The organism is Saccharopolyspora cebuensis (assembly GCF_039542665.1).
GTDB lineage: Bacteria > Actinomycetota > Actinomycetes > Mycobacteriales > Pseudonocardiaceae > Saccharopolyspora > Saccharopolyspora cebuensis.
Map to the genome: position 1 here is coordinate 1 of NZ_BAABII010000029.1, position 12317 is coordinate 12317.

At 68.1% G+C, this 12317-nt stretch carries 15 protein-coding genes and 1 pseudogene; 9 read left to right on the forward strand and 7 right to left on the reverse strand.

What is annotated here, in order from left to right; genetic code table 11:
- Positions 1 to 53: 53 nt before the first annotated feature.
- Positions 54 to 485, reverse strand: a complete 432-nt coding sequence (locus ABD976_RS28990; RefSeq protein WP_186361379.1) for a heavy metal-responsive transcriptional regulator — start codon at positions 483 to 485, stop codon at positions 54 to 56.
- A 151-nt stretch (positions 486 to 636) separates the two neighbouring features.
- Between ABD976_RS28990 and csoR the strand changes: the two genes are divergently transcribed.
- The 4 genes from csoR to ABD976_RS29010 are packed head-to-tail and all read left to right on the forward strand — an operon-like array spanning position 637 to position 3688.
- Positions 637 to 1011 (forward strand): copper-sensing transcriptional repressor CsoR, encoded by a 375-nt coding sequence (gene csoR, locus ABD976_RS28995; protein ID WP_186361378.1) that lies wholly within the window; start codon positions 637 to 639, stop codon positions 1009 to 1011.
- A complete protein-coding gene (locus ABD976_RS29000) occupies positions 1008 to 1247 on the forward strand; it encodes a cation transporter (protein WP_186361377.1) in 240 nt (79 codons plus the stop codon). The genes csoR and ABD976_RS29000 overlap by 4 nt, the downstream gene beginning before the upstream one ends.
- Positions 1244 to 3436, forward strand: a complete 2193-nt coding sequence (locus tag ABD976_RS29005; RefSeq protein ID WP_345368245.1) for a heavy metal translocating P-type ATPase — start codon at positions 1244 to 1246, stop codon at positions 3434 to 3436. The genes ABD976_RS29000 and ABD976_RS29005 overlap by 4 nt, the downstream gene beginning before the upstream one ends.
- 18 nt (positions 3437 to 3454) lie before the next feature.
- Complete coding sequence (locus ABD976_RS29010; protein WP_186361376.1) at positions 3455 to 3688, forward strand: SHOCT domain-containing protein; 234 nt, start codon at positions 3455 to 3457, stop codon at positions 3686 to 3688.
- Between the two features lie 90 nt (positions 3689 to 3778).
- On the opposite strand, the gene nrtS is transcribed toward ABD976_RS29010, so the two are convergent.
- Both nrtS and ABD976_RS29020 read right to left on the reverse strand, forming a co-directional pair.
- Positions 3779 to 4081 (reverse strand): nitrate/nitrite transporter NrtS, encoded by a 303-nt coding sequence (gene nrtS, locus ABD976_RS29015; RefSeq protein WP_186361375.1) that lies wholly within the window; start codon positions 4079 to 4081, stop codon positions 3779 to 3781.
- Positions 4082 to 4152: 71 nt separating this feature from the next.
- Complete coding sequence (locus tag ABD976_RS29020) at positions 4153 to 4488, reverse strand: glutaredoxin domain-containing protein (RefSeq protein WP_186361374.1); 336 nt, start codon at positions 4486 to 4488, stop codon at positions 4153 to 4155.
- Between the two features lie 251 nt (positions 4489 to 4739).
- On the opposite strand from ABD976_RS29020, the gene ABD976_RS29025 reads away from it, so the two are divergent.
- Entirely contained in the window at positions 4740 to 5489 is a 750-nt protein-coding gene (locus ABD976_RS29025; protein ID WP_186361373.1) for a class I SAM-dependent methyltransferase, read from the forward strand.
- Here the strand turns inward: ABD976_RS29025 and ABD976_RS29030 are convergent.
- Together ABD976_RS29030 and ABD976_RS29035 are read right to left on the reverse strand one after the other, a co-directional pair.
- Positions 5486 to 5866: a hypothetical protein gene (locus ABD976_RS29030; RefSeq protein ID WP_186361372.1), complete on the reverse strand. Its 381-nt coding sequence runs from the start codon at positions 5864 to 5866 to the stop codon at positions 5486 to 5488. The genes ABD976_RS29025 and ABD976_RS29030 overlap by 4 nt on opposite strands.
- On the reverse strand, positions 5863 to 6210 hold the full coding sequence (locus tag ABD976_RS29035) for a DUF427 domain-containing protein (protein ID WP_186361371.1): 348 nt from the start codon (positions 6208 to 6210) through the stop codon (positions 5863 to 5865). Before ABD976_RS29035 ends, ABD976_RS29030 begins: the two co-directional genes overlap by 4 nt.
- A gap of 301 nt (positions 6211 to 6511) precedes the next feature.
- On the opposite strand from ABD976_RS29035, the gene ABD976_RS29040 reads away from it, so the two are divergent.
- Positions 6512 to 7153: a carbonic anhydrase gene (locus tag ABD976_RS29040; RefSeq protein WP_186361370.1), complete on the forward strand. Its 642-nt coding sequence runs from the start codon at positions 6512 to 6514 to the stop codon at positions 7151 to 7153.
- A gap of 148 nt (positions 7154 to 7301) precedes the next feature.
- On the opposite strand, the gene ABD976_RS29045 is transcribed toward ABD976_RS29040, so the two are convergent.
- Both ABD976_RS29045 and ABD976_RS29050 read right to left on the reverse strand, forming a co-directional pair.
- Complete coding sequence (locus ABD976_RS29045; RefSeq protein WP_425570134.1) at positions 7302 to 7796, reverse strand: L-threonylcarbamoyladenylate synthase; 495 nt, start codon at positions 7794 to 7796, stop codon at positions 7302 to 7304.
- A pseudogene (locus tag ABD976_RS29050) lies at positions 7770 to 8404 on the reverse strand (L-threonylcarbamoyladenylate synthase); the annotation flags it as partial. The pseudogene ABD976_RS29050 and the gene ABD976_RS29045, both read right to left, overlap by 27 nt.
- A gap of 421 nt (positions 8405 to 8825) precedes the next feature.
- Here ABD976_RS29050 and ABD976_RS29055 point away from each other — a divergent pair.
- The 3 genes from ABD976_RS29055 to ABD976_RS29065 form a co-directional block, all read left to right on the forward strand.
- A complete protein-coding gene (locus ABD976_RS29055; protein WP_186361369.1) occupies positions 8826 to 10202 on the forward strand; it encodes a dihydrolipoyl dehydrogenase family protein in 1377 nt (458 codons plus the stop codon).
- Between the two features lie 122 nt (positions 10203 to 10324).
- Entirely contained in the window at positions 10325 to 11917 is a 1593-nt protein-coding gene (locus tag ABD976_RS29060; protein WP_186361368.1) for a radical SAM protein, read from the forward strand.
- Positions 11914 to 12317 (forward strand): SAM-dependent methyltransferase (locus tag ABD976_RS29065; RefSeq protein ID WP_345368247.1); only part of this gene is annotated, 404 nt, incomplete at its 3' end. The genes ABD976_RS29060 and ABD976_RS29065, both read left to right, overlap by 4 nt.

Consider the following 12317-nt stretch of genomic DNA (forward strand, 5'->3'; position numbering starts at 1 on the left):
GACACCCCCCAAGCATCGCCCACACATCCCGGAACAACTTTTAGCAACACGCCCTAGTGGGTTCCCGGAGCGGGCGCAGGCTGGGATTGGATGATCGCGCAGAACCCGGAACCGGGGTCGACTCCGCCGTCATCGTGCTGGAGCAGGTTCTGGATCCGGTCGCGGAGCACGGAGAGTTCGGCGAGCATCGTGTCGAGCTCGGTTAGGCGCTGTCCCAGTGTGGCGCGCACCTGCTCGCAGGGTGTCTGCCCGTCGCGGTGCAGCTCCAGCACCGTTTTGATCTCGGTGAGCTGCAGGCCCGCGGCCTTGGCCCGGGCGATGAACCGCAGCGTCTCGATGTCGGCCTGGGTGAACAGCCGGTGGCCCTGGGCTGAGCGCGGGGCGGGCGGGAGCAACCCTCGGGATTCGTACAGCCGGATCGATTTCGCGCTCACTCCCGCCAGCGTGGCGGCTTGCCCAATCGTCCGGTGATCCCCGACGGTCAACTCCCTGCCTCCCCGCGGACGACGTCACTTCGGCACAGGCGAGCGCACGAAGCCCGCCCCGTCAGGGTAACCCCCACCCCGGGTGGGGTGGGAATATGGCCGGTAGAGGTGGGCGTTGACGGTAGTGAATACCGGAGACGAGGAGCACAGCATGGCCGACGAACTCACGGCGAAGAAGCGCGCGGCGTTGAACCGGTTGAAGACGGTGCGGGGTCACCTGGACGGGATCATCCGGATGCTGGAGGCCGACGCGTACTGCGTGGATGTGATGAAGCAGATCTCGGCGACGCAGTCGTCGCTGGAGCGGGCCAACCGGATCATGCTGCACAACCACTTGGAGACCTGCTTTTCCGAAGCAGTACTGGATGGCCGGGGTCAGCCGGCTATTGACGAGCTGGTCGAGGCGGTGAAGTTCAACCCGGCGCTGACCGGCCCGCAGGCCCGCGTCAACGGCGCCGCGGTCGGCGAAGCCGAGCCCGCTATCGACACGCAGCCGGATGCGGAGGAGGAAGGGAGCGCGGTATGACGACCACGGTGTTTTCGGTGCCCGAGATCAGTTGTGGAGCCTGCCGGTCGGCGATCGAGACCGCGGTGGCACCAACGGCCGGGGTGCGGTCGGTCGAGGTTGACCTGGACTCGAAGACGGTGACCGTCTGCCACGACCAGACGGTGTCGCTGGCCGCGCTGAGCACGCTCATCGAAGACCAGGGTTACGACGTGGCGGATACCCACGAGCAGGCCGGGCGAGGTGACCAGCAGTGACGACCTCTGAGCAGACCACACGCAGCGAGGGTGTTGATCGTCGGGAGTTCTCCGTCGAGGGCATGACGTGCGCCTCCTGCGCGATCCGGGTGCAGAAGACGTTGAACAAGCAGCCGGGCGTGACCGAGGCGCAGGTCAACTTCGCCACCGGCAATGCCCGGGTCGCCTACCAGCCCGACGAGGCCAGTGTCGACGAGTGGCAGGCGGCGGTGGATCGGCTCGGCTATCAGCTCGAACCGGTCACTGCGGAGCAACCGGCGTCGGTGAGCAAGGAGACCGAGCAAGCCACCCGTGGTTGGGTGTGGCGGATCGCGCTGGCCTGGCCGCTGGGGTTGGCGATCTTCGCGTTGACCATGTTTTTCGGTGAGCACGACTGGGCGCGGTGGGCGGCGTTCGCCGCGGCGGTGCCGGTGCAGTTCGTGGCCGGGTGGCCGTTCCTCACCGTTGCGGCCGAGCGGGCCCGGGCGCTGAGCGCGAACATGGACACGCTCATTGCCCTGGGCACGCTGACGGCGTTTTTCTACTCCACGGTGGAGTTGTTCACCGGTGGGGACCTGTACTTCGACACGGCCGCGATGATCATCGCGTTCCTGCTGCTGGGCCGCTACTTCGAAGCCCGCTCCACCAGCCGCGCCTCGCACGCGATCAACACGCTGCTGGAGATGGGCGCCAAACACGCCCGGATCGTGGTCGATGGCGCTGAGCACGACGTGCCCGTGGAACAGGTTGCCATGGGCGATGTGGTCCGGGTGCGGCCCGGGGAGAAGATTCCCGTCGATGGCGAGGTCGTCAATGGCCGCGCGGCAGTGGACGAGTCGATGCTCACCGGCGAATCCGTCCCGGTCGACAAGACCACGGGCTCCCGCGTCGCGGGCGCGACGATCAACACCGACGGGCTGCTGACCGTGCGCGCCACCGCTGTGGGCGCGGACACCGCCCTGGCCCAGATCGTGCGCCTGGTCAAAGAGGCGCAGAGCGGGCAGGCGCCGGTGCAACGGCTGGCCGACCGGGTCTCGGAGGTGTTCGTGCCCATCGTGATCGGCATCGCGGTCGTGACCTTCGCCGCCTGGAGCCTGCTCGCCGGTGACCCCACCGCCGGCACGGTCGCCGCGGTGGCGGTGCTGATCATCGCCTGCCCCTGCGCGCTCGGACTGGCCACCCCCACGGCGATCATGGTCGGCACCGGACGAGCCGCCCACCTGGGCATCCTGGTCAAGGGCGCCGAGGTGCTGGAAGGATCCAAGAAGATCACCACCGTCGTGTTCGACAAGACCGGCACCCTCACCCGCGGTCAGATGCAGCTGGCCGAAACCGCGACTGCCGACGGCTCGGAGCCCGACATGCTGCGGATGGCCGCCGCCGTGGAATCCGGCTCCGAACACCCGGTCGCCGCCGCCATCACGACTGCCGCGCACGAACGCGGCCTGGACCTGCCGGCGGTTGCGGAGTTCACCAACGTCGCCGGTCACGGCGTGCGCGCCGAGGTGGAGGGCACCGTGGTGCACGTGGGTCGCCAGGAACTGCTCGACCAGCAGCAGCTGCACCTGCCCGAACAGCTCGCGGCGCGCGCCGCCGACATGGAAGCCCAGGGCTACACCGCGGTCTACGCCGGCTGGGACGGACACGTCCACGGGGTACTGGGCGTGGCCGACACCCTCAAGGACGAGGCCACCGCGGTGGTGCGGCACCTGCACGGCATGGGCCTGGAAGTCGCCATGATCACCGGGGACAACCAGCAGACCGCTGAGGCCGTCGCCGCTCAGGCCGGCATCGACCGCGTGTTGGCCGAGGTGCTGCCCACCGACAAGGTCACCGAGGTGCGCCGACTGCAGGACGAGGGCCGCGTAGTGGCCATGGTCGGCGACGGCGTCAACGACGCCCCCGCTCTGGTGCAAGCCAACCTGGGCATCGCGATCGGCACCGGCACCGACGTGGCTATCGAATCCAGCGACATCACGCTGATGTCCGGCCAGCTGGATGGCGTCACCCACGCCATCCAGCTGTCCCGCAAGACGCTGCGCACGATCTACCAGAATCTGGGCTGGGCGTTCGGTTACAACACCGCCGCGATCCCGCTGGCCGCTCTCGGGCTGCTCAACCCGATCATCGCCGCTGCGGCGATGGCGTTCTCCTCGGTCAGCGTGGTCACCAACTCGCTGCGGCTGCGGCGCTTCGCCCGAGCCCACTGAACCGAAGGGACAGACACGATGATGATGGAGGGCATGGGCGGCATGATGGCCTGGATGCTGCTATGGGGCCTGATCGGCCTCGCGCTGCTAGTCCTGATCACCGTGGCGATCATCTGGCTGATCCGCCACATGCTCGCTGGCCCGGGCTCGCGTTCCGACCCTGCGGAGGAGGAACTGCGCCGCCGCTACGCCGCCGGGGACATCGATCACGAGGAATATCAACGCCGCAGAGCCGAGCTCCGAAAACGATAGGCGCTCCTGCTGCCTCCTGGCCCGATGGGATGTCTCCAGCGTGACTGATCTGTGGACAGTAATTGCGAAGACTGTGCGCCTGCCGCGAACTTAACGAGTGCGGCAGGCGCACAGATATCCGATGCTGGCGACGGTGAACGGCACCGCATAGTTGACCGCGACCTGGACCCAGGTTATGCCCGTGGCATACCCGCCTGCGATGACAGCGCCTTGGTTCACTGCGGAGAGCACCGTGCCGACCACAGCCGCCGTAGGGGCGGCCGTGCGTACGGTCCGCCCCTTCAGGAACCATCCCACGGCTTGCCGTGGATGCGACCACGCTTCCGAGCGTTCGGGGCCTGCGCGCACCTCGTCTTCGCCGACTACGGGGCGCGGCGAGTCCGCATTTCTCATGGTGATGCCACCTCGGTCGCGCAGCGAGTGTGGCGGCAAGATCCGCGACTCGCGATCATGGCAGTCCCCTCTCACCGCCGACGGCGGAATGGCCAGAAACCTCGTCGGCTCCGCGATGGCTCAGCCTCCTGGATCAGCTGAGGTGCATGCTCACGGACCGCGGCCTGGACCTGTCGGAAGCTCGGGTTGACCAGGGCCTGCTGGCCGATGAAGACGGTGGGAACGGTCTCGTTGCCGCCGGTTACTGCTCGTACCCGCGCGGCGGCTTGGTGATCGTCCCAGATGTTGACTTCCCGCACAGGCAGGCCGCTACGGCGCAGCGGCAGCCGGAGCGCCATGCAGAACGGACAGCCGGGACGCCAGTAGAACTCGACAGCAGTGACCGACTCGACCTGCTCTGTGTTCATCACGCCTCCACGCGACCTCGTCAGTGTTTCGCTCAGCCCAGGCAGAAACACCCGGTACGCCTAGGGAATCGGTTGCCGGTGTGATCGCGTGTCCGGAGTGTCAGCGCCGTGACAGAGATGAGCGATGATCGCCCCGTGGTCAGCTGAACCGTGGCGATCGTGGCCCGGGCAGCACGGTTGGCAACGAGCGATGACGATGCGCAGTGGTCTGCCTTTCTCGCAGACTCTTCAGTTATGACACCGGAGCGGAGATGAGCGGCGCGGACTGGCAGAGCTACCTCAGAACTTTTCACGGCCAGAAGCCTGGCGTCACGGAACAGGTGCTGAGCAAGGTGGAGGGTTCGCCGTATGCGTGGCTGGCCGAGCCGCTGCACGACACCGCGGGGTGGATCGTCGATGTCGCCTGCGGATCCGCCCCGACGCGGGACCATCTGCCCGGTCACCGCTGGGTCGGGGCGGACCTCAGCAGCAGCGAGCTGACCGCAGCCCTCGCAGCCGGCCGAGAACCAGTCGTGCAAGCCCGGGCCGACGCGCTGCCCTTCGTCGACGGCGCCGCCGATGCCGTGTGCGCTGCGATGGCGCTGCAAGTGGTCACACCGCTACCCGATGTGCTGGCCGAAATCGGACGCGTCCTGGTCCCCAGCGGCGTTTTGGCCGCCCTGGTGCCGTCCCGGCTCGGTGCCTCTCCGCAGGGCTTGCTCGGGTGGACGCGGATGCTGGGGGCTCTGGGATTCGCCAGCCCACGCTGGCCCAACCCGCACGCCTGCGACCGCCTCGCGGGGCTCCTGAGCCGACACGGGTTTCAGATCGTCGCCACCGAGCGTCGAACGTTCTGGTTTCCGGTGAACACCGGCGACTCCGCCGCGTTGCTTGTCGACAGCCTGTATCTACCGGGCATCAGCGCTGACCGCCTTGCCAGCGCCAAGCAGAAGCTAGGCTCATGGGCGCGCCCAGGCCGCAGGCTCCCCCTGCCGTTGCGCAGGGTCATCGCCCGGCACTAGGCCAGCGTGCCCAGCCAGGTGGTCACCGCGTACAGCACGATGTAGGTCGCCACCGCGACCGCGAGCACGCCAAGCAGGCGCCACCGCCAGCGCCGCATTCCAGCGATGCTGCACTGATCGCGGCGGCGCAACGCCAGCCACACGAGCAGGACGAGGACGGCGAGCCCGCTCAGGCGGAACCACCACGCGTAGTTGCCGTAGAGGTCGGTGGCCCATGCGAACGCGGTGCCGGCGCTGACGATGCCGAGCAGAGCGAGCACGGTGGGGCCGGCACAGCACAGGATGCCGACCACGCCGCCGGTGAGGCCGATCCGCCACATCGGCAACCGGTCCGTGCGAACCCGCGTGCGGGTTTGCTCCTCGCTGCCGGTCGTCACCGGTCACCTCGCCCTATGGTCCGCAACCTGGCCAGCACGCCGGTGCGCGGTCCTTCCGGCTCGCCCTCGATGCGCACGTCAGGGTCGAAGGCGACGTGGTTCTTGATCCGTCGAGCCAGCGGCGTCGGGTGCGGGTAGTACCAGGCCGCGTCCGGCAAGGCCGTCTCGTCGGTGACGAGGCTGTAGTAGCGGGCGATTCCCTTCCATGGGCACAGTGTTTTGGTGGGGCTGTCCACGAAGGAGTCTCTTCGCAGCGATTCCGGCGGGAAGTAGTGGTTGCCTTCCACCTGCACCGTCCGGGGTGCCTCGGCCAGGACCTGGCCGTGATAGACCGCGCGCAACATGGCGCCCTCCTCAACGTCACTCACCCCCAAGTCAACCGGGATCTCAGCATTGCTGCCGTGGAAATGTCAGGACGATGACAAGTCGATCGTCAGATGCTGGGCGGCGAGGTCCGTCCCGGGTGCCGGAGACGAGGACGGTGAGCAGCAGCGAGAGGAGCGTCAACGGGGAGAAGATCGGCCGCAGCGGCAGCGTAAGAGGTAACAGCGTCGCCGCTACACTGGTTGCCCAGTACACGATAGAGCGGGTGTTGGCGGAGACCGGCCAGAGTGATGGTCCGGGGGCTTGGCCTAGGCTGCGGCCATGACCGAAAGCACGTCCCCGACCCCCAAAGAAGCCTTCGAACTGCTGCTGTCCGGTAACCAGCGCTTCGTCACCGGTGCGCCGAAGCATCCGAACCAGGACGCTACTCGTCGAGCGGAGATCGCATCGACCCAGCGCCCGTTCGCGGTGCTGTTCGGATGTTCCGACTCCCGGCTGGCCGCTGAGATCATCTTCGATCAGGGCCTGGGGGACCTGTTCGTGGTGCGCACCGCGGGCCACGTGATGGGCTCGGAGGTGCTGGGCAGCATCGAGTACGGGGTCGGTGTGCTGGGGTGCCCGCTGGTGGTGGTCCTTGGGCACGATTCGTGCGGCGCGGTTGCTGCCGCGTGTGCCGCACTCGACGACGGCCTGGTGCCGGACGGATACATCCGGGACGTCGTCGAGCGGGTGACTCCCAGCGTGCTCACGGCGCGGGCCGCCGGACGCTTGCAGGCCGACGAGATCCTTGCCGAGCACGTCAGGAACACCGTCGACCAGCTGCTGGACCGCTCCCGGCTGCTCGCCGAACGGGTCGATGCCGGCCAGACCGCCGTGGTCGGTCTGAGTTACCGCCTGGCCGACGGCCGCGCGAAGGTGGCCGCGGCCCGCGGAGTTCAGGTGCCCGTCGGCACCACCTCCTGACCCGCTCCGACCACCAGGGCACGCCACCAATCCGTGGCGGGCTGGTCGGACCGTTCCTTCAGGGCGGGCACAACGTTGCGTCAGTAGGGTCGTACGTCCGCCCTGGTGGGCGCTCAGCAGAAACATCGAACGATGTCGGTGCCGTTCACTAGGAGGGCCGAGGCCCTGCGGCACGGCGGAGCCGGTTGGCGATCGCCAGGCCCAGCCCCTCCTCCACCGGCAAAGACGCGACGATCAGGTCGCACCCCCGCTGATCGAGCTCGCGCAGGAAGCCATATAGCCCGCGCGCGTAGGCGGCCATCGAACCGGGGAGGGCCACCACGGCGTGCGCCTTGACCGAGACGTCGGCGAAGGACGGGGGAAGCAACACGCCCACTCGGTGGCCAAGGTCCTGCGCGAACTCCGCTTCGGCGACGATCTTCTCGGGCTCGACGAGGACGACCCGCGCCCGCGGCGCGTAGTGAGACGGATGCTGGCCCGGCACTCGGACGCGGCTGGTCGAGTGGACCGCAAGCGGACGCCCCAGCACTGCTTCGAGGGCCTCGCGGGTCACCCCGCCGGGCCGAAGGACGTTCGGGACCTCGCCGGTGGCATCGACGATGGTCGACTCGACACCGACCTGGCAGGGGCCGCCGTCCAGCACGAGATCGACGGCATCGCCGAGCTCCGCACGGACGTGGTCCGCCGTGGTGGGGCTGACCGAGCCGAAGCGGTTGGCCGACGGGGCCGTGACACCGCCGCCGAAGGCCGACAGCAGCGCGAGGGCGACGGGGTGGTCGGGCACGCGCACGGCCACCGTCTCCAGGCCCCCGTCGCTTCCAAGGGCACCCGGCGACTGCGCCGCAGGACCAGCGTGAGCGGCCCCGGCCAGAATCGTTCGGCCAACAGGCGCGCCGTCGCGGGCACGTCGGCGACCCAGTCGCGCAACTGCTCCGCGTCACCGAGGTGGACGATCAGCGGGTGGGAGGACGGGCGGCCCTTGACCTGGAAGATGCGTGCGACGGCGGCGGCATCCTCGGCGTTGGCGCCCAGACCGTAGACGGTCTCGGTCGGGAAGGCCACCAGCCCTCCGCCGCGCAGCACACCGGCTGCCTTGTCGATGTCGGTGGTTCTCGCCGCCACTGTCGCAATCCTTTCCCTGTTCCGTTCTCCACGTTCTGCAGCCTCGTCGGCGCATGACGACGAACCAAGGCCGAGGGCACCACCTGAGCCCGCACGAACGAACACCGTCACGGCAGCACGGGGGAACACCGCCAGGACACAGCTCAGCGTAAAACTGGCATGGTCCTCTAATGCCCCGGGCTGCCTGGTCTCGCGTCAGGGCAACGGCATCCCGGTAGTCGTTCGGTTCCGGGAGACGACAGCAGCCGCCAGACAACGGTTGCCCCTCGACCGACGCCGGCGGCCCGGCCGAGCACGGCGAGCACGGCGAGCTCCTTGAGAACCGGTGGCGGCTCAGGCGATTGGATCAACGGCTAACCATCCCTGCCTGTCATACGGCTTCCACCATCACGGTCCGCGCCCGCTGACTCCATCACGCCACACGCGCGACGCAGACAAGCGCCGACTGTCGCTCTGCTGACAGAGTCGTCCCAGTCCGACCACCACGGGAAGTGTCAGCTAGGCGACAACCCCGTGCGTAGAAGTTGACCTTGCGTGGTTGGCTGCGGGCGTGACCGACAGCGACGTGATCGTGATGGGTGGCGGCGCGGCCGGTCTGGCCGCGGCGACCACTGCCCGACGGGCGGGACTGGGAGTCGTGCTCGTCTCCGACGGCGACCCCGGTGGCGACTGCACGTTCACCGGGTGCGTGCCGTCGAAAACCCTGCTGCACGCTGCGGCGCGCGGGATGCCGTTCGGCGAAGCGCTGGCCCGCGTCCGCCACACCGTGGCCCGCGTCGCGGCCACCGAAAACGACGACGTCTTACGCCAGCAAGGCATCAACGTGGTCCGGGGCCGTGCGCGATTCGTCTCGGCCCGCACGGTGTCCGTCGATGATCGGCGCATGACGGCGCGGCAGATCGTCGTCGCCACCGGCGCCCGCCCGGCCGTCCCGCCGATTCCCGGGTTGGGCCGCGTGCCCCTGTTGACTACCGAAACCGTGTTCGACTTGGCCGAAGCTCCGGGTTCGCTGGCGATTCTTGGTGGCGGGGCTGTGGGATGCGAGCTCGCCCAGGCGTTCGCGCGGCTCGGCGTGGAGGTGACGCTCATCGAGACGCAGCCGCGAGTGCTACCCGCTCTCGACCCCGAGGCATCCGCAGCGCTGTCCGAAGCTCTGACCGAGGACGGAATTCGGCTGCGCACCGGCACGGCGGCCCGGGCGGCTCGAATGGATGGTCGACAGGTCCTGCTGGATCTCGACGACGGCGAGACCGTCCGCGCGGACCGGCTTCTGGTGGCCACCGGGCGCCGCCCGGACACCCACGACCTCGCGTTGGAGTCCGTAGGTGTCCGTACCGACGAGCGGGGTTTCGTCCTGGTCGACCGGTACATGGCCACCGGCGTAAAGGGGGTCTCGGCCGCTGGCGACGTCACCGGGCTGTTTCCACACACCCACGGTGCCTACGCGATGGGGCGCATCGCCGTCACCGCGGGGCTGCGGCGCACTCGGCGCCCTGCCTTCGATCCGAGCTCGATCCCGATGGTGGTGTTCACGGACCCCGAAGTCGCCGTCGTGGGCACCGCTGAGCGCGACCTCTCGGGCACCTCGGCCAGGGTGGCTTATCTGCCGATGACCGAGGTGGACCGGGCGATCACGTCGGCCGATCCGTGCGGGTTCGTCAAACTCCTCGCATGCCCGCGCCGCCTGCTTGGCACCGTCGGGGGTGGCCGCGTGCTGGGAGCGACGATCGTGGCCGAACGAGCCGGCGAGATGATCCACGAACCCGCGCTGGCCATGCGCACCGGCATGTTCACCGGACGCCTGGCACAGGCGGTGCACGCCTACCCCACATGGTCGCTGGCCATCCAGCAGACCGCGGCCCAGTTCGTCGGAGGCCATGGCGGACGAACCGCGAGGCCAGCCGGACAGCGCGCACGTGACCGTTGACCCTGCTCCGCGAGCGATGCCTGCGAACTGTTCGGTGGCGAACAGTGCTGCTGCGATCAGGAAGGCTTGCTGCTGAGCTGTGCGCGTAGGTCGATCACCGAGACGGAAGCGGGGCTCGCAGCGTGGCGCAGCAGAAGCAGGATCGCGACGAGGTGTTCATCGAGTACACCAAGAGCATCTGCCCGGTGTGCAAGGTCGTCGTCGACGGCCAGGTCAACATCCGCGACAACAAGGTCTACCTGCGCAAACGCTGCGCCGAGCACGGATGGTTCGAAGCCTTGGTGTACGGCGACGCGCAGGCGTACCTGGACTCGGCACGGTTCAACAAGCCGGGCACGATCCCCCTGGCGTTCCAGACCGAAGTTAAAGATGGCTGCCCGTCGGACTGCGGGCTGTGCCCGGAACATAAGCAGCATGCCTGCCTGGGGATCATCGAGGTCAACACCAACTGCAACCTCGACTGCCCGATCTGCTTCGCCGACTCCGGCCACCAACCCGACGGCTATTCGATCACGCTGGAGCAGTGCGAACGGATGCTGGACGTGTTCGTCGAGGCCGAGGGCGAACCCGAGGTGGTGATGTTCTCCGGGGGTGAGCCCACCATCCACAAGCACCTCCTCGACTTCATCGACCTCGCCCAGCAGCGGCCGATCAAGGCGGTCAATCTCAACACCAACGGCATCCGCCTGGCCACCGACCAGCGGTTCGTGCAGGCGCTGGGGGAGCGGAACCGTCCCGGTAAACGGGTCAACATTTACCTGCAGTTCGACGGCTTCGACCAGCGCACGTATCTGGAGATCCGCGGTAAGGATCTCCGCGACCGCAAGCAGAAGGCGCTGGACAACTGCGCGGACGCCGGGCTGACCGTCACGCTGGTCGCTGCGCTGGAACGCGGGCTCAACGAGCACGAGGTCGGCGACATCGTCCGCTTCGGCATCGAGCACCCCGCCGTGCGCTCGGTGGCGTTCCAACCCGTCACGCACTCCGGACGGCACATCGAGTTCGATCCATTGAACCGGCTGACCAACTCGGACGTGATCGAACTGCTCGCCGACCAGTGTCCAGACTGGTTCCGCACGAGCGACTTCTTCCCCGTGCCGTGCTGCTTTCCCACCTGCCGCTCGATCACCTACCTGCTGGTCGACAAGACCGCCGACCGCACCGACGTCATCCCCATCCCACGATTGATCAACCTCGACGACTACCTGGACTACGTCACCAACCGCGTCATGCCCGACCAAGGCGTCCGCGAAGCATTGGAAAAGCTCTGGAGCGCGTCGGCCTTCATGGGCACCGAAACCACCAGCACCAACCTGGAGACCACCGCGGCTGACCTGGAATGCGAAGCATGCGGCATCGACCTGCCCGAAGCCGCCAAGGACCTCGGCGATAAGGCTTTCATGATCGTGGTCCAGGACTTCCAGGACCCCTACACCCTCAACGTCAAACAACTCATGAAGTGCTGCGTCGAGGAAATCACCCCCGACGGGCGCCTCATCCCCTTCTGTGCCTACAACTCCGTCGGCTACCGCGAACAAGTCCGCGCCCAGCAGTCCGGAGTCGACATCCCCGGCGTGGTACCCAACGCGACCGAACTCCAGCCCCTCCTGACGGACTCGCCCTACGGCTCGAAAATCGCGACAAACGCAGACGCCGACCGGAACGCCGTCGCGCCAGACACGACGAACGTGGGACGCAAGGCGGTGGAATCATGAGCACCCGACACAGTCCGGCAGATGCGGCCGAGATCAAGAATTGCTGCGCGGCAGCCTACGGCAACGACGCGGTGGCACTGCTGCTCGGCGAGTCCTATCACCCCGGCGGGCAGGCTCTCACCGAGCGGTTGGCCGACGCCCTCGACCTGCGCGCCGGGCAGCATGTCGTCGACGTCGCTGCGGGCCCCGGCGCCACGGCCCGCCTGCTGGCCACCCAACGCGGCGTACATGTCGACGGAATCGAGCTCAATCAAGCCACGGTCGACAAGGCGCGGGCCACCACCGAGAACGCCGGCCTCGGGCAGACGGTGCGCTTTCACACCGGCGACGCCGAACGAATCCCCCTAGGGCGTGTTGCTAAATCCATTGGAGGGCTGCGGCGATACGGATCCCGGCCGCG